Origin of the sequence: Methylobacterium sp. Leaf94, assembly GCF_001426045.1 — a bacterium.
Lineage (GTDB): Bacteria > Pseudomonadota > Alphaproteobacteria > Rhizobiales > Beijerinckiaceae > Methylobacterium.
The window spans coordinates 73463-88156 of sequence record NZ_LMRM01000017.1; the positions used below are offsets into that span (position 1 = coordinate 73463).

Consider the following 14694-nt stretch of genomic DNA (forward strand, 5'->3'; position numbering starts at 1 on the left):
TCAGCGCAGCGGGCCGGGGGAAGCGACCGGCGGGGCCGCCCCGCGGAACGCGCCGAGGGCACTCGCCAGCAGGTCCGGCGTGACGTTGACGTGCTCGATGGTCTCGAGCTTGCCCGCGAGCTCGCGGGCGGCGAGGCCCAGGAGCACGGCCGGCGGAAGGTCGCGGTAGATGGCGGCGCGGCGCTGCTCGGCCTCGGCCTGGGCGCCCTCCACGAGGCGGATGCGCTCGGCCTCCGCCGCCGCCTCCAGCCCGCTCGCCTCGGCGAGGCCCACCGCGCGGTCGCGGGCGTTCTCCGCCTCCCGCGCGATGAGCAGCGCCTCCTGGCGGGCCAGCTCCGTCCGCGTCTCCAGCTCGTTCTCCGCGATGGCCCGCTCCTTCTCCACCGCCAGGGCGCGCCGGGCGAAGGTCGCCGCATCCGCCTTCTGCTGCAGGGCCTCGAAGGTGGGCGTCTGCAGGGCGCGCTCCAGCTCGCTCGACGGCGCGAGGTTGGTGAGTCGCACCGAGACCACCGCGAGGCCGATCTCCACCAGGGCCGGGGCCGCCCCCAGCGCCGCGTCGAGGCTCAGGCGCAGGGGCTCGGGCCCGGCATCGAGGAGCGCGCCCACCGGGCTGGCGCCGATCACCTCCAGGACGGCCTGGCCGGCGATGCCGCCGAGACGCGCCTCGATCCGCTCGATCGGTTCGCCCTGCGGCCGGCCGGTGCGAAGCCCGAGCGAGAAGTCGACGCGGCTGGCCAGCAGCTCCGGGTCGACGACGCGCCAGCCGATCGTCCCCTGCACCACCACGGTCTGGAAGTCCCGGCTGCGGCCGCGCACGAACAGGGTCATCTCCCGGTCGTCCATCGGCACCTCGCTGATGCTCGCGGTTTCCGGCCGGAACCAGAAGACGAGGCCCCGTCCGCTTTGCCGGATGCGACCGTTGCGGTAGCGGATGACGTGGCTGCTCGCCTCGCTCCTGAGCTGGGCGAGCGGACCGAGGTTGCGGATCGTAGCCATGGGACCCTCCTGTTGGGGGCGCGCTGGGATTCAGAGCGGCTTCTGGAAACGGTAGAGCTCGGCGGGACGGAACGACGTGCCGGCCTCCCGCGCGCCCGTGGGGGCGAGCCAGCCGCGGTCGAGCATCCGGCGGCGGAAGGCGGGCTTGTTGAGGGACGTGCCCAGGATCGCCTCGTGCACGTCCTGCAGCTGGCGCAGGGTGAAGGCCTCGGGCAGCAGCGCGAAGGCGACGTCGGAATAGTCGAGCTTTCCCCGCAGCCGCTGCACCGCCAGGGTGAGGATCGCGGCGTGGTCGAAGGCGAGGCGCAGCGGCGTCCTCCGGTCGGGGTCGCCCGGCGCGAAGGCCGCGACCGGCCCCTCCGCCTCGCCGGACCAGGGCACGTCGAGGAGCGCGGCCGACGGCCCCGCCGCCACCGCCGCCGCGCGCGCAAGCGCCGCCGCGAAGGCGGCCTCCGGCATCAGCGCGAGGTAGGCGACGGTGACGATGCGCATGCGCGGGTCCCGGTCGAGGGCGCCGAAGGTGTAGAGCTGCTCCCGGTGGGTCTCCGCCACCTCCGCCGGGGCGAAGCCCGCCTTGTCGCGCAGCACGCGCTCGGCCGCGCCGTCCAGGGTTTCGTCGAGGCGCACGAAGCTGCCGGGCAGCGCCCAGCGGCCGGCATGGGGATGCTGGGTCCGCTGAACCAAGAGCACGGCCGGACGGCCCGCGCGCAGCCCCATCAGGACGAGATCGACGGTGAGCGCCGGCCGCGCGAAGGCGGCGGGGTCGTAGGCGCGGAGAAAGTCATCCTCGGTCACGGCGCAACCTTATATCCAACTTGCATCTAACTAAGACGCAAGATGAATATAAGTCAAGTGCCCGATGCCGGGTCCGGGCGTGGCCGGCCGCACCGGGTCGCAACGTCGCCCCCGTGGTCGTCGGTCCCCTGGATCGGTTGGTCCCGGGCTGCCCGCGTCCGCTCGTGCCGGCGATCCGTCCAGAGGATCTTGTCTGCGCCCGCACCTTCGGCGGCCGCAGGTCTTGCCGGTTCGTGCTCCTGCCGGCCCGTACTCTTGCCAGCCCGCACGGATTCGTGCGGATCTTGGCGGAGACGAGGAGCGAGCCCCCGATCGCGCACGGGGCCAAGCAGCCCCCAGGCTCCCTCCGACGGGACGGCGCCGGCCGCGCCGTCGTCCGAGGAGGTCCGCGCGTCGGGAGGGAACGATCATGAGCCTGGATCGACCGGACGGCGCGGGACCGCGCCGCGTGCTCCTCCTGGGGGCGACCGGCACGATCGGGCGGGCCACCGCGCGGGCGCTTGCGGCCCGCGGGCACGCGGTCGTCTGCCTCGTCCGGCGCTCGGCCGGCCCCGCGCCCCCGGCCGGTGCGGGGGACCCGCCCGGAGCGCCCCCGGGCGTCACCGAACGGATCGTGGACTTCACGGATCCCGCGTCGCTGGCGCGCGACGGGATCCGCGGTGAACCGTTCGACGTCCTGGTCTCGTGCCTCGCCTCGCGGACCGGACTGCCCGACGACGCCTGGGCGATCGATTACGGCGTGTCGGTGCGCGCCCTGCAGGCGAGCCGGGCGGCCGGCGTGACCCATGTGGTCCTGCTCTCGGCGATCTGTGTCCAGAAGCCGATCCTCGCCTTCCAGCAGGCCAAGCTGGCCTTCGAAGCGGTCCTGACCGCCTCGGGGCTCGACTACACGATCGTTCGGCCGACGGCCTTCTTCAAATCCCTCTCGGGGCAGGTGGAGCGCCTGAAGCGCGGCAAGCCGTTCCTGGTCTTCGGCGACGGAACCCTGACGGCCTGCAAGCCGATCAGCGACGGGGACCTCGGCCGCTACCTCGCCGCATGCCTCGATGACCCGGCGCGGCGCAATCGCGTGCTGCCGATCGGCGGACCGGGCGAGGCCATCACGCCCCTGGCGCAGGGCGAGCGCCTCTTCGCGCTGCTCGGGCGCGAGCCGCGTTTCCGGCACGTCCCGGTCGTCCTGCTCGACGGGATCGTCGCCGTCCTGGCGACCCTCGGGCGGTGGGTGCCGGGGCTGGCGGCCAAGGCCGAGCTTGCGCGGATCGGCCGCTACTACGCCACCGAGTCGATGCTCGTGCGCGACCCCGCGACCGGCCGATACGAGGCCGCCATGACCCCCTCGACGGGGTCGGAGACGCTGTTCGACTATTACGCCCAGCTGATCCGCGGCGAAGCGGTCGCCGAGCGCGGCGACCACGCGGTGTTCTGAGGCGTCGCGAATCCGCGGGGCGGGCCGACGCGCAGCGCCATCTCCCGCGGGGCAGGGTCCGTGGAGCGTCGGTGAGACGCGCCCGGATGGCCTCCGTGTGCCCGCGAACGACAGGGCGGTGCGGGGTCGCCCGGCGTTGCGGGCGCGCGGCCCGGAACCAGCACAGGCCGGCCCGTTCTGTTGAAGAATAGTACCTTATCGTCGCATTGACGTCGCGCAGCATAATGCAGGGACGCGTGGCGTCAGTCTCGCCGAGGCGGTCATCCATGCAAGACTGGTATATCTGGCATATCGTATCTGGCATACCAAAGGGCGGCGGGACGGGTCATATGCGTTGCAACGCAACAATCACTCGGGACCGCCCCACATGACCGTTCTGCTTCTCGTCGCTCTCGCCGGTGCCGCCAACGTGGCGCTCGTGGCCTTCATGGCCGACCGGCTGACCCCGCAGGACGCGGCCCCCATCATCTCGGCGGGCGAGCTCGCCATCGTGAACGACAACGCCCCGGCTTCGGCGGTGAAGCTGGCCGCCTGACGGCCCCTCAGCCCCCTCGGACGTCCGAACCCATCGGCCCCGCCTCATCGAGGCGGGGCTTTTCCATGTCCGGGTCCGGCGCTGCCGCGGGCGCCGCGGATCAGCCGCCGAGGACGTCCACCTCGGCCCGGCCCACGGCGGCGGCCTGCTGCTGCGCGATCGCCCGGTCGGACCGGCGCTTGAGCGCGAAGCCCAGGCCGACGACGAGGGCGGCGCCGAGGGCGCCCATCGCGTGCGGGACGGCGCCCTGCAGGGTCGCGGGCAGCACCTCGACCATCTGCTGGTGAACCAGCCGGTCCGTGGCGATCATCTCGCCGGCCACCCAGCCCAGCAGCCCGCCGCCGAACCAGATCAGGATCGGGAACCGGTCGATCAGCCGGGTGATCAGGCTGGCGCCGACCACGAGGAGCGGCACCGACAGGGCGAGGCCGATGATGAAGAGTTCGTCGTGTCCCTTGGCGGCCCCCGCCACCGCCACGACGTTGTCGAAGCTCATGACGGCATCCGCCACCACGATGGTCCAGATCGCCTTGGGCAGGCTGGAATGCTCCTTGATGGCGCTCTCGTCCTCCTCCTCGCCGCAGACGAGCTTGACGGCGATGTGCAGCAGGATGAGGCCGCCGGCGACCTTCAGGAGCGGCACCGCCAGCAGTTGCGAGACGATGACGGCGAAGAGGATCCGCAGCAGGGCCGCCGCGAGGGCGCCCGCGAAGACGCCGATCCGCCGCTGCCGCTCGGGCAGGCCCCGGCAGGCCATGGCGATGACCACCGCGTTGTCGCCCGACAGGATGATGTCGATCCAGACGATCTGGAGGAGCGACAGCAGGAAGGAGGAGGTGAGGTAGGAATCCACGCGGAAGACGCCTCTGCTGCTCCGACACAGCGAAGCGATGGAGTACCCGGCAACGGGTCGGGATGGGGAAGGGACCGGCCCGCCCTCGCGGGACGGGCCGTCCCCGGACAGGACCTAGGGATTGGCTTCGACGGCGGAGCGGAGCACGGGCGTCCACCGTGCGACCTCGCGCTCGACGAGGGCCTGCAGGGCGGCCGGACCGGCTTCGGCCTCCTTGGGCACTGTACCACCCAATTCCAGGATGCGCTTGGTCGTGCCCGGATCCTTGAGCGCCGCGTCGAGGGCGGCCACGAGCCGGGCCCGGACCTCCGGCGGCAGGCCCTTGGGCGCGAACACCGCGTTCCAGGCGCTGACCTCGTAGCCGGGCAGGCCGGCCTCCTTCGTGGTCGGCACGTCGGGCAGGCTCGGGGAGCGCTCGGGCGTCGCGATGGCGTAGGCCTTGATCGTGCCGCCGGCGATCTGCGGCGCCACGTTGACGATCTGGTCCGTCATGAAGTCGACCTGGTCGGCCATCAGGTCGTTCAGCGCAGGCCCCGTGCCGCGATAGACGACGAGCGTCGGCTTGGCGCCGGTCAGCGCATCGAACAGCACGCCGGTGGAATGCGAGACGGAGCCGACGCCCGCATGGGCCTGGTTGATCGCCGGTCCGCGCGCCTTCAGGACCTCGACGAACCCCTTGAGGTCCTGGGCCGGGAAGCCCTTCTTGGCGACGATGACGATCGGCGTGCCGGCGGCGAGGCCGATCGGATCGAAGCTCTTGGCCGGATCGTATTTCAGGCCCTTGAACAGGGCCGGCGCGGCGCCGTGCGTGCCCATGTGGCCCATCATGATGGTGTAGCCGTCGGGCGCGGCCTGGGACGCGCGCGTGATGCCGGTGGTGCCGCCGGCGCCGGTGACGTTCTCGATGACGACCTGCTGGCCGAGCGCCCGCGACATCGGCTCGGCGACGATCCGCGCCACCACGTCGGTGGGTCCGCCGGCCGCGAAGGGCACCACCAGGGTGATCGGGCGCTGGGGGTAGGTGTCGGCCGCGGCGCCGAAGGCGGCGAGCGCCGACAGGAGGCCGATGGCGAGTGCCGTTCTCATGGTCCGCATCCTTCTCGTTGTGGGTTGTCGTGTCCGTCCCCGGAGGGCGCCCGGGCGCCCCCGCCGTCAGGCTTCCGTGAACACCGCGTCGCGGCCGCGCCGCAGCGACGGCAGCAGCGCCGCCGCCAGGATGGTGACGGCGACGAGGAACAGCACCGCGCAGACCGGGCGCTCGAGGAACACCAGGACGTCGCCCCGCGACAGGGTCAGGGCGCGGCGCAGGTATTCCTCCATCAGCTTGCCCAGCACGAAGCCGAGCAGCAGCGGCGCGGGCTCGAAGCCGAACTTGATCAGCCCGTATCCGAACACCCCGAAGGCCGCGATCAGCATGACGTCGGTGGGCAGCGCGTTGATGGAGTAGATGCCGATCGCGCAGAACATCAGGATCGCGGGGAACATCAGCCGGTAGGGCACCTGCAGCAGGCGCACCCAGAGGCCCACGAGCGGCAGGTTGATGACGAGCAGCATCAGGTTGCCGATCCACATCGACGCGATCATGCCCCAGAACAGGTTGGGGTTCTTGGTCATCACGCCGGGGCCCGGAACGATGCCGTGGATCGTCATGGCGCCGACCATCAGCGCCATCACGGCGTTCGGCGGGATGCCGAGGGTGAGGAGCGGGATGAAGGCCGTCTGCGCGCCGGCATTGTTGGCGCTCTCCGGGCCGGCGACCCCCTCGATGGCCCCGCGGCCGAAGCGGCTCGGATCGCGCGCGAGGCGCTTCTCCACCGTGTAGGCGGCGAAGGGGCCGAGCACGGCGCCGTTGCCGGGCAGGATGCCCAGGATCGCCCCGATCGCGGTCCCGCGGAGCGTCGCGGGCGCCGCCTGGCGCAGATCCGCGAGGCTGGGCAGGAGGCGGCCGATCCGGGCCCGGGCGATCTCGCGGGTCTCGGTCTGGTCGAGGTTGCGCAGGATCTCGGCCACCCCGAACAGGCCCATCGCCAGGACGGAGAAGTCGACGCCGTCGGTGAGGAACGCGAGGCCGAAGGTCATCCGCTCCTGGCCGGTCTCGAGGTCCGTGCCCACCGCGGCGAGCAGGACGCCCACGAGGATCATCGCCACGGCCTTGAGCACCGAGCCGTGCGCGAGGACGACCGCGAAGGCGAGCCCCATCACCATCAGGGCGAAGTACTCCGCCGGTCCAAAGATCAGCGCGAGGCGGGTCAGCGGCGTGCCGAGGGCCGCGATCAGCAGGGTGGCGACGGTGCCGGCGAAGAAGGAGCCGATGGCGGCGATGCCGAGCGCGACCCCGGCCCGGCCCTGGCGCGCCATCTGGTGGCCGTCGAGGGTGGTGACGACCGAGGTCGCCTCGCCGGGGATGTTCACCAGGATGGCGGTGGTGGAGCCGCCGTACTGCGCCCCGTAATAGATCCCCGCGAGCATGATGAGGGCGCCCACGGGATCGAGCCCGAAGGTGATCGGCAGGAGCATGGCGATGGTGGCGATCGGCCCGACGCCGGGCAGCACGCCGATCAGGGTGCCGACGAGGCAGCCCAGGAAGCAGAGCGTCACGTTCTGCAGGCTCAGGGCGACGGCGAAGCCGAGGCCGAGATTGGCGAGGAGATCCGTCACGTGCGCGCTCCCGATCAGGTCGTCATGGCGTGCGGGGCGACGTCGGTCCGGGTCCGGCGGGTGGCGCGGCGTTCCAGGGCGAGCAGGCCGAGGCCCGCCAGGGCGAGGGCGCCGGCCGCGAGTCGCAGCAGCACCCGCGACGGAATCCGGCCGCTCGCCGCCTCGATGACGGCGGTGGGGAAGATGGGGATGGGCAGGTTCAGGAGGTCCCCGAACAGCAGCATGCAGCCGGCGGTGAGGAGCAGGGCCAGGATCAGGAGTTCGCGGAAGCGCGCCTCCGGTGTGGCGTAGCCCCCGACGATCACCGCCAGCGGGCCCGCGACGATGAGGCCGAGGCCCGGGCCGGCGACGGGGCCGAGGGCGAAGGGCCGGATCGTGACCGCGAAGGCGAGGATGGCCAGCACGACGACGAGGGGGCCGCGCAGGCCGAAGGTCTGGAGGCCCGCCCCCGTGCGGACCAGGCCCGTCGCGGCGAGCACGCCGCCGCAGAGGGCGACGCCAATCGCCACCCAGTGCGGCAGCATGCCCGGTCCCATGGCGCCGAGGGTGCCCCGCGGCAGGTCGCTCGCGGCCCAGACGCCGAACATCCCGAGCAGGACCAGCACGAGGCCGGCCACGAAGCTCTGCGGCGCGCGGACCACGGACCCCGCCCGCCGCGCACCGTCGGATGCGTCGCTCATCGTTTCTCCCCTACGAGCCCCGCCTTCGTGTCTCGGGCGGGTGGCACGGCGATCGTCGGATGTCCGTTCGTCCCCCGGGCCGTGGCCGGGAGGACGCCCGCGGCGGTCGGCGCGTCCCCTGACGCTGGACGCTGCGCCCTGAAGGAGCGGGGTCGCCCGAGATGGTTCTGATAAGAACCTATGCCGTAAATCCAAGTCTCCACAAGAGCCCGTAACGGCGTCATCAACCGATTCGAAGGTCTCGTCGCATGAGACCTGATTACGTTGCCGGCCTCTTTTTAATCCTTCGCCGATGACGGATCCTGTCCGGGCGCGCTGTGCTGCGGGGCGACCGCGTTCCGGCATGAGGATCGGGCCGGTGACGCGCCGCCCGCGGAGAGCGCCCCGATGGGGCGGGCCGGGACCGAGGCCACCCCCGGGCCGCCCCCGGCCCAAGCCGAAAAGGCCCGCCAAACAAGAATAAAAACCTGTCTTATAATAGATAGCTATTATATTTACAGGAAGGATCGTGCTTGGTATCCAGGGGTCGGACGAACGATTGTGCCAGGGCCGACGGATCGGGGCTCGGGCAGCCGGTCGTCCGAAGGCAAAGCGGCTCCAGACCGCCCCTGAAAACCAGCAGTGCCGCCATGCGCGTGGCCAAAGGGAGGATGCGATGAGCTTGGCGACAGGCTTGCCCTCGAACGTCACGGGGCCGCTGCTCGAGGTCGACGGCGTCACGCTGCAGTACAAGACCCCCGACCACCTCGTCACGGCGACCTACCGGGTCGGCTTCCAGGTCTTCCCGAGCGATCGGTTCGTCCTGCTCGGACCCTCGGGCTGCGGGAAATCCACCCTTCTGAAGTCGGTGGGCGGCTACATGGCGCCGACGGAGGGCCAGATCCGCCTGAAGGGCCAGGCCATCACCGAGCCCGGCCCGGACCGGATGATGGTGTTCCAGGAATTCGACCAGCTGCTGCCCTGGAAGACCGTCCGCCAGAACGTCGCCTTCGCCCTCGAGGCGTCGGGGCGCCTGTCGGGGCGGGCCGCCGACGAACGGGCCATGCACTATATCGACAAGGTCAACCTCTCGGCCTTCGCCGACAGCTATCCGCACATGCTGTCGGGCGGCATGAAGCAGCGGGTGGCCATCGCCCGCGGCATGGCGATGGAGCCCGACATCCTGCTCATGGACGAGCCCTTCGCGGCCCTGGACGCGCTCACCCGCCGGCGGATGCAGGACGAACTCCTGGCCCTGTGGGAGGAGACGCGCTTCACGGTGCTGTTCGTCACGCACTCGATTCCGGAGGCGATCAAGATCGGCTCGCGCATCCTGCTGCTCTCGCCGCATCCCGGCGAGGTCAAGGCCGAGCTCAACACGGCCGGCTCGCCGCAGGAGACCCTGCTCCTGGAGCAGCGCATCCATCGGATGCTGTTTTCCGAAGAGATCAAGGAGGCGGAGAATGTCTAGGACCGCGAAGGCGCTCGTGTCACCCGTCCTCCTCCGGCCCGCCCGTCCCGAGATCGTCCGCGAGACCGGCGGCGCCTATGGGGGCGCCGTCGTCGAGAAGCCGCTCTCGGCCGTCGAGCGCCTCTACAACCAGGGCTGGCTGCGCAAGCTCGTGATCCTGGCGGTGCTGGCCCTGATCTGGGAGGCCTACGGGCGCTACCTCGACAACGACCTCCTGTTCCCGACCTTCTCCGCCACCGTGACGGCCTTCGCCCGGGGCGTGGCGGACGGCACCCTGGTGCTGCGGGCCTGGGGCTCGATCAAGGTCCTGCTGATCGGCTACGGCCTCGGGATCCTGCTGGCGACCCTGCTCACCGGCATCGCGATCAGCTCGCGCATCGGCACCGACTTCCTCGAGACGATGACGTCGATGTTCAATCCCCTGCCGGCCATCGCGCTTCTGCCCCTGGCGCTGATCTGGTTCGGGCTGGGCAACGGCAGCCTGATCTTCGTGCTGGTCCATTCGGTAACCTGGGCCATCGCCCTCAACACCCATTCGGGCTTCCTCTCGGTCAGCCGGACCCTGAAGATGGTCGGGCGCAACTACGGCCTGCGCGGCAGCCGGCTGATCACCAAGATCCTGATCCCGGCGGCCTTCCCCAGCATCCTCACCGGCCTCAAGGTCGGCTGGGCCTTCGCCTGGCGCACCCTGATCGCGGCGGAGCTCGTCTTCGGCGTCAGCTCGGGCTCGGGGGGGCTGGGCTGGTTCATCTTCGAGAACAAGAACATGCTCGACATCCCCAACGTCTTCGCGGGGCTCTTGACGGTGATCCTCATCGGCCTCTGCGTCGAGAACCTGATCTTCCAGACCATCGAGCGCCACACCCTGCAGCGTTGGGGCATGCAGGCCTGAGGCGGGTCAGCCCGAAGGACCTCCGCTCCGTCAGTCGAGGTCGGAGCGGTAGTGGAGCATGGCCGTCCAGCTCTGGCGATACTCGATGGGGTCGCCCGTGAGGGCGACGGCGACCCGGCGCACCAGCAGCAGGGGCGCCCCCGGCGCACAGCCGAGGGCGTCCGCCATGGCCGGGCTCGCCCGGTCGGTGGCGATCGTGTCCCGGGCCCGCGCCACGGTCTGGCCGCAGCGCGCCTGGTAGAGCACGTAGATCTCCTCCAGCATCTCGGCGCCGGGCTCCGGCTTCAGCGCGGCGAAGGGCTCGGCCGGCAGCGCGATGCGCTCGTAGATCAGCGGCACGCCGTCCTCGCTGCGGGTCCGCAGCAGGACCAGCACCTTGGCGCCCGCCCCCAGCCCGAGGGCGGCCCGGTCCTGCGCGTCGGGCCGCGCGGTCCCGGCGGCGAGGACGCGGGCCACCGGGCGGAACGGCCGCCCGTCGCCGTGGACGAAGCGCAGGAAGCGGAAGCGCGAGCGGTCGCTCGAATGGGGCACCACCTGCGTGCCGCGCCCGTGCTGGCGCTCCAGCAGGCCCTGCCCGACGAGGTCCTCCATGGCCTTGCGGATCGTCCCGATGGAGACGCCGAGGTCGAGGGCGAGCTGCGGCTCGCTCGGCAGGTAGCCGCCCGGCTTCCAGGTGCCGTCCACGATCCGGCGCAGCAGCAGGTCGCGGGCCTGCAGGTAGAGTGGATGGCTCGCCAAAGGCGCGGTCATGGGGGCGGTCGTGGGCGCGCTCGTAGGTCCGGTCACGGGCGCGATCTCGGGCGCGGCCGGCGACGGGACTTCGGGATGCGCCTGGGGGGTGGGGGCGCCGCGCATGCGGTTCGACATCGGCAACTCATGTATATGACATATGACCGTTGACAGCGGTCGGCACGAGGCTATCGTGGCCCTCGGCACCGGACCAGAGAATTCGGGCTCAAGGCAGGAGGAACACATGGCACTCGGCCGTCTCATCCGGCTCTGCGGCGCCGCGGCCCTGATCTCGGTGGGGCTCTCGGCGAGCCTTCTGGTCGGCGCGGGGTCCGCCCGGGCGGAGGCCTCCGTGGTGCGCCTCGCCAAGCAGTTCGGCATCTCCTACCTGCCCCTCACGGTGATGGAGGAGGAGCACCTCCTCGAGAAGCAGGCCCGCCAGCAGGGCCTGGAGCTCAAGACGGAGTGGCTGCGCTTCACCGGCGGCTCGGGCATGAACGAGGCCCTGCTCTCGGGGAACCTCGACTTCGCCGCCGGCGGCGTCGGGCCGATGCTGACGATCTGGGGCCGCACCCGCGGCAATCTGATGATCAAGGGTGTGGCGGCCCTCAACGCGATGCCGCTCTGGCTGGTGACCGTGAACCCGGCCGTTTCCTCGATCAAGGACTTCACCGAGAAGGACAAGATCGCCCTGCCCACGGTGAAGAGCTCGATCCAGGCGATCACCCTGCAGATGGCCGCCGAGAAGGCCTTCGGGCCGGGCCAGCAGGGCAAGCTCGACCCCCTCACGGTCTCGATGGGCCATCCCGACGCCCAGACGGCGATGCTCGGCGGCCGCTCCGAGATCACGGCGCATTTCGGCGCCCCGCCGTTCCAGGAGGTGGAGCTGAAGGACCCCAAGGCCCGCAAGGTGCTGGACAGCTACGACGTCCTCGGCGGGCCGCACACCTTCAACCTCGTCTGGGCGAGCAGCCGCTTCGTCACCGCCAACCCGAAGATCGTGGCCGCCTTCCGGGCCGCCCTGGAGGAGAGCCTGGCGCTGATCAAGGCCGAGCCCGCCCGGGTCGCCGCGCTCTGGATCAAGGCCGAGAACGCCCGGCTCACCGAGGCGGAGGCGGTGGAGATCATCCGCGCGCCGCAGACCCAGTGGACCAGCGCGCCCCTGAACATGCTGGCCTATCTCGATTACATGAACCGCGCCGGCCTCGTGGCCGCCAAGGCCGCCGACCAGGGCGAGCTGTTCTTTCCCGGCGCCGCCGCCAAGGCGGAGCGCTGAGGCATGAGCGTGTCCGTTCCCGTCCCCGCCCCGGCCGATCCCACGGTCGAGGCCGTGCCCGGCGCGACGCTGAGAGTGCGCATCCGGCGGGACGGCGGCTTCCAGGCCTTCACCGTGGCGCGGCGCCCGGCCCAGACCATCCTCGACGTGGTCACCGAGATCCAGCGCGAGCAGGACCCGACGCTCGCCTACCGCTTCGCCTGCCGGGTCGGCATGTGCGGCTCCTGCGCCATGACGGTGAACGGGCGCCCGCGCTGGACCTGCCGCACGCGGGTCGCGGCGGTGGCGGAGGACGACGGCCTGACCCTCGAGCCCCTGCGCAACCTGCCGGTGGTCAAGGACCTGGCCGTCGACATGGAGCCGTTCTTCGAGAAGTGGACGGCCGCCCACGGCGCCTTCGAGCCCGGCGACGCGCCGCCCGCGGACTTCGCCGTGGTGGCGCCGGATTCGCCCGCGCGCCGGGCGGTGGATGCCGGCATCGAGTGCATCAATTGCGGCGTCTGCTACGCCGCCTGCGACGTGGTCACGTGGAACCCGGACTATCTCGGTCCGGCCGCCCTCAACCGGGCCTGGACCCTGGTGAACGACGTCCGCGACCGGGGCCAGGCGGCGCGGCTGGAGGCCGTGTCCGGGGATGCCGGCTGCCAGTCCTGCCACACCCACATGAGCTGCACCGAGCACTGCCCCAAGGCCCTGGCGCCGACCTTCGCCATCGCGGGCCTGAAGCGCGCCACCGCCCGGTCGGCCCTGAAGCGGCTCAGCGCCCGGCATTTCCGGAGGTCGGCATGAGCCCGCTCCTCTACGTGGCGCAGCGCGGCACCGCCGGGATCCTGGCGGTGGCGGTGGCGGTCCATCTCGGCACGATCCTGTACGCCGTGCGCGGCGGGCTCACCGCCGGGGAGATCCTGGGCCGGACGCAGGGCAACCTGGCCTTCCTCGTGTTCTACGGCGTCTTCGTGGTGGCGGCGGCGATCCACGCGCCCATCGGCCTGCGCAGCATCCTGCGGGAGTGGACGCCCTGGCGCGGACGCTCCCTCGACGGGGCGATGCTCGCCGTCGCGGCGCTCCTCGTCGTCCTCGGCCTGCGCGCGGCGCTCGCGGTCTACGTCGCATGAGCGCCGGGACGCAGACCGCCGCCCCGCGGCCAAGGAGCCTCCGCGCCGCCCGTCCGCGCGCGGGCTTCGCCGCCGCCCTGCTGCACCGCCTCTCGGGGATCGCCCTGGCGCTGTTCCTGCCGATGCACTTCATCGCCCTCGGCACCGCCCTGCAGGGGGCCGACCGCCTCGAGAGCTTCCTCGGGCTGACCCACAACGGCTTCGTGCGCGCGGCCGAATGGGGCCTCGTCAGCGCGCTGGCCCTGCACATGGTCCTGGGCCTGCGCGTGCTGGCCCTCGAGTGGTTCGTCACCCGGGAGCGGACGGCCCTCGTCGTCTCCGCCTGCGTGGCGGCGGGGCTCGCGGTGGGGCTCCTGTTCCTGCTCGGCGGCGCCTGAGCCAACCCTTCGAAGGAGACCGGCATGGATCTCGACCTCACCGAAGTCGAAGCGGTGTGCAAGGACCTCTACGTCCGCGCCCTGAAGCTGCTGCCGCCGGACATCAAGGCGGGCTTCGCGGATCTTGCCCGCGACGAGACCAGCGCCACCGGCCGGGCGATCCTCGGCACCATGGTGGAGAACATCGCGGTGGCCGAGCGCACCAAGAACATCCTCTGCCAGGACACCGGCATCCCGATCTACAACGTGGTGATCGGGCGCGACGTGCGCGTCGAGGGCGCCGACCTCAAGGCCGCGATCCGGCGCGGCTGCGAACGCGCGACCACCGAGCATTCCTTACGCTCCTCCGTGGTCCACCCGATCACCCGCGTGAACGAGCAGACCTCCTGCGGCATCCGCGTGCCGATCATCCATGTGGATTTCGACGACCGGCCCGAGACCGTCTCGGTGGAGATGATCCCGAAGGGCTCGGGCTCGGAGAACGGCTCGTTCCTGCAGATGCTGCTGCCCTCGGACGGCATCAACGCGGTCAAGCGCTTCGTCATCGACCGCGTGATCGAGCTCGGCGGCCGCGTCTGCCCGCCCACCATCGTGGGCGTCGGCATCGGCGGCACCTCGGACCTGTGCATGCATCTGGCCAAGGTGGCGGCCACCCGCAAGCTGCGGACCGCCTGTTCCGATCCCGACGGCGCCCGGATCGAGGCGGAGCTGTCGCGCGCCGTCAACGAACTCGGCATCGGCCCCCAGGGGCTCGGCGGGCGCTCCACCAGCTTCGCCGTGCATGTGGAAATCGCCGCCACCCACATCACCCAGAACCCGGTGGCGGTGAACATCCAGTGCCACTCGGCCCGCCGGGCGAGGGCGACCTTCACGCCGGGCGGTATCGCCTTCGACTGAAATCGCCGCCTCCGG

The 14694-nt window shown here is 71.5% G+C and carries 16 protein-coding genes; 9 read left to right on the plus strand and 7 right to left on the minus strand.

Features of this window, described 5'->3' with window-relative positions; genetic code table 11:
- Window positions 1-996 carry an SPFH domain-containing protein gene (locus tag ASG63_RS11810; protein ID WP_056216281.1) on the minus strand — a complete coding sequence of 332 codons (996 nt, stop codon included), beginning with the start codon at window positions 994-996 and terminating at the stop codon, window positions 1-3.
- Between the two features lie 30 nt (window positions 997-1026).
- Window positions 1027-1791 carry an NUDIX hydrolase gene (locus ASG63_RS11815; RefSeq protein ID WP_056216283.1) on the minus strand — a complete coding sequence of 255 codons (765 nt, stop codon included), beginning with the start codon at window positions 1789-1791 and terminating at the stop codon, window positions 1027-1029.
- A gap of 409 nt (window positions 1792-2200) precedes the next feature.
- Between ASG63_RS11815 and ASG63_RS11820 the strand changes: the two genes are divergently transcribed.
- Both ASG63_RS11820 and ASG63_RS25955 read left to right on the plus strand, forming a co-directional pair.
- Window positions 2201-3217 (plus strand): NAD(P)H-binding protein, encoded by a 1017-nt coding sequence (locus ASG63_RS11820; protein ID WP_056216285.1) that lies wholly within the window; start codon window positions 2201-2203, stop codon window positions 3215-3217.
- Between the two features lie 367 nt (window positions 3218-3584).
- Window positions 3585-3752 carry a hypothetical protein gene (locus ASG63_RS25955; protein WP_200957545.1) on the plus strand — a complete coding sequence of 56 codons (168 nt, stop codon included), beginning with the start codon at window positions 3585-3587 and terminating at the stop codon, window positions 3750-3752.
- A gap of 100 nt (window positions 3753-3852) precedes the next feature.
- Here the strand turns inward: ASG63_RS25955 and ASG63_RS11825 are convergent, their stop codons facing one another.
- The 4 genes from ASG63_RS11825 to ASG63_RS11840 form a co-directional block, all read right to left on the minus strand.
- Window positions 3853-4605, minus strand: coding sequence for a TerC family protein (locus ASG63_RS11825; RefSeq protein WP_056216287.1), 753 nt, complete (start codon window positions 4603-4605; stop codon window positions 3853-3855).
- A 114-nt stretch (window positions 4606-4719) separates the two neighbouring features.
- The gene (locus ASG63_RS11830) at window positions 4720-5691 is read right to left on the minus strand and encodes a tripartite tricarboxylate transporter substrate-binding protein (RefSeq protein WP_082501458.1); all 972 of its coding nucleotides are present in this window, start codon (window positions 5689-5691) and stop codon (window positions 4720-4722) included.
- Window positions 5692-5757: 66 nt separating this feature from the next.
- Complete coding sequence (locus ASG63_RS11835; protein WP_056216290.1) at window positions 5758-7263, minus strand: tripartite tricarboxylate transporter permease; 1506 nt, start codon at window positions 7261-7263, stop codon at window positions 5758-5760.
- A 14-nt stretch (window positions 7264-7277) separates the two neighbouring features.
- A complete protein-coding gene (locus ASG63_RS11840; protein ID WP_056216292.1) occupies window positions 7278-7943 on the minus strand; it encodes a tripartite tricarboxylate transporter TctB family protein in 666 nt (221 codons plus the stop codon).
- A gap of 655 nt (window positions 7944-8598) precedes the next feature.
- Between ASG63_RS11840 and ASG63_RS11845 the strand changes: the two genes are divergently transcribed.
- Both ASG63_RS11845 and ASG63_RS11850 read left to right on the plus strand, forming a co-directional pair.
- Complete coding sequence (locus tag ASG63_RS11845; RefSeq protein WP_056216294.1) at window positions 8599-9393, plus strand: ABC transporter ATP-binding protein; 795 nt, start codon at window positions 8599-8601, stop codon at window positions 9391-9393.
- A complete protein-coding gene (locus ASG63_RS11850) occupies window positions 9386-10285 on the plus strand; it encodes an ABC transporter permease (RefSeq protein WP_056216296.1) in 900 nt (299 codons plus the stop codon). The genes ASG63_RS11845 and ASG63_RS11850 overlap by 8 nt, the downstream gene beginning before the upstream one ends.
- Before the next feature lie 30 nt (window positions 10286-10315).
- Here the strand turns inward: ASG63_RS11850 and ASG63_RS11855 are convergent, their stop codons facing one another.
- Window positions 10316-11152 carry a GntR family transcriptional regulator gene (locus ASG63_RS11855; RefSeq protein WP_056216298.1) on the minus strand — a complete coding sequence of 279 codons (837 nt, stop codon included), beginning with the start codon at window positions 11150-11152 and terminating at the stop codon, window positions 10316-10318.
- A 106-nt stretch (window positions 11153-11258) separates the two neighbouring features.
- On the opposite strand from ASG63_RS11855, the gene ASG63_RS11860 reads away from it, so the two are divergent.
- Genes ASG63_RS11860 through ASG63_RS11880 form a run of 5 tightly spaced genes read left to right on the plus strand, consistent with a single transcriptional unit; the run spans window position 11259 to window position 14679 of the window.
- A complete protein-coding gene (locus ASG63_RS11860; protein WP_056216300.1) occupies window positions 11259-12290 on the plus strand; it encodes an ABC transporter substrate-binding protein in 1032 nt (343 codons plus the stop codon).
- A 3-nt stretch (window positions 12291-12293) separates the two neighbouring features.
- Window positions 12294-13079, plus strand: coding sequence for a succinate dehydrogenase/fumarate reductase iron-sulfur subunit (locus ASG63_RS11865; protein WP_156394175.1), 786 nt, complete (start codon window positions 12294-12296; stop codon window positions 13077-13079).
- Entirely contained in the window at window positions 13076-13405 is a 330-nt protein-coding gene (locus ASG63_RS11870; protein ID WP_056216303.1) for a succinate dehydrogenase, read from the plus strand. Before ASG63_RS11865 ends, ASG63_RS11870 begins: the two co-directional genes overlap by 4 nt.
- Window positions 13402-13782 (plus strand): succinate dehydrogenase, cytochrome b556 subunit, encoded by a 381-nt coding sequence (sdhC, locus tag ASG63_RS11875; RefSeq protein WP_056216305.1) that lies wholly within the window; start codon window positions 13402-13404, stop codon window positions 13780-13782. The genes ASG63_RS11870 and sdhC overlap by 4 nt, the downstream gene beginning before the upstream one ends.
- 24 nt (window positions 13783-13806) lie before the next feature.
- Window positions 13807-14679, plus strand: a complete 873-nt coding sequence (locus ASG63_RS11880) for a fumarate hydratase (protein WP_056216307.1) — start codon at window positions 13807-13809, stop codon at window positions 14677-14679.
- Window positions 14680-14694: the final 15 nt, after the last annotated feature.

What these genes read in the sequence shown, in the direction of transcription:
- ASG63_RS11840 (WP_056216292.1), bottom strand. Translation starts at nt 7,943, where the DNA reads ATGAGCGACGCATCCGACGGTGCGCGGCGGGCGGGGTCCGTGGTCCGC.
- ASG63_RS11830 (WP_082501458.1), bottom strand. Translation starts at nt 5,691, where the DNA reads ATGAGAACGGCACTCGCCATCGGCCTCCTGTCGGCGCTCGCCGCCTTC.
- ASG63_RS11820 (WP_056216285.1), top strand. Translation starts at nt 2,201, where the DNA reads ATGAGCCTGGATCGACCGGACGGCGCGGGACCGCGCCGCGTGCTCCTC.
- ASG63_RS11865 (WP_156394175.1), top strand. Translation starts at nt 12,294, where the DNA reads ATGAGCGTGTCCGTTCCCGTCCCCGCCCCGGCCGATCCCACGGTCGAG.
- ASG63_RS11880 (WP_056216307.1), top strand. Translation starts at nt 13,807, where the DNA reads ATGGATCTCGACCTCACCGAAGTCGAAGCGGTGTGCAAGGACCTCTAC.
- ASG63_RS11870 (WP_056216303.1), top strand. Translation starts at nt 13,076, where the DNA reads ATGAGCCCGCTCCTCTACGTGGCGCAGCGCGGCACCGCCGGGATCCTG.
- sdhC (WP_056216305.1), top strand. Translation starts at nt 13,402, where the DNA reads ATGAGCGCCGGGACGCAGACCGCCGCCCCGCGGCCAAGGAGCCTCCGC.
- ASG63_RS11845 (WP_056216294.1), top strand. Translation starts at nt 8,599, where the DNA reads ATGAGCTTGGCGACAGGCTTGCCCTCGAACGTCACGGGGCCGCTGCTC.
- ASG63_RS11855 (WP_056216298.1), bottom strand. Translation starts at nt 11,152, where the DNA reads ATGTCGAACCGCATGCGCGGCGCCCCCACCCCCCAGGCGCATCCCGAA.
- ASG63_RS11810 (WP_056216281.1), bottom strand. Translation starts at nt 996, where the DNA reads ATGGCTACGATCCGCAACCTCGGTCCGCTCGCCCAGCTCAGGAGCGAG.
- ASG63_RS11850 (WP_056216296.1), top strand. Translation starts at nt 9,386, where the DNA reads ATGTCTAGGACCGCGAAGGCGCTCGTGTCACCCGTCCTCCTCCGGCCC.
- ASG63_RS11860 (WP_056216300.1), top strand. Translation starts at nt 11,259, where the DNA reads ATGGCACTCGGCCGTCTCATCCGGCTCTGCGGCGCCGCGGCCCTGATC.
- ASG63_RS25955 (WP_200957545.1), top strand. Translation starts at nt 3,585, where the DNA reads ATGACCGTTCTGCTTCTCGTCGCTCTCGCCGGTGCCGCCAACGTGGCG.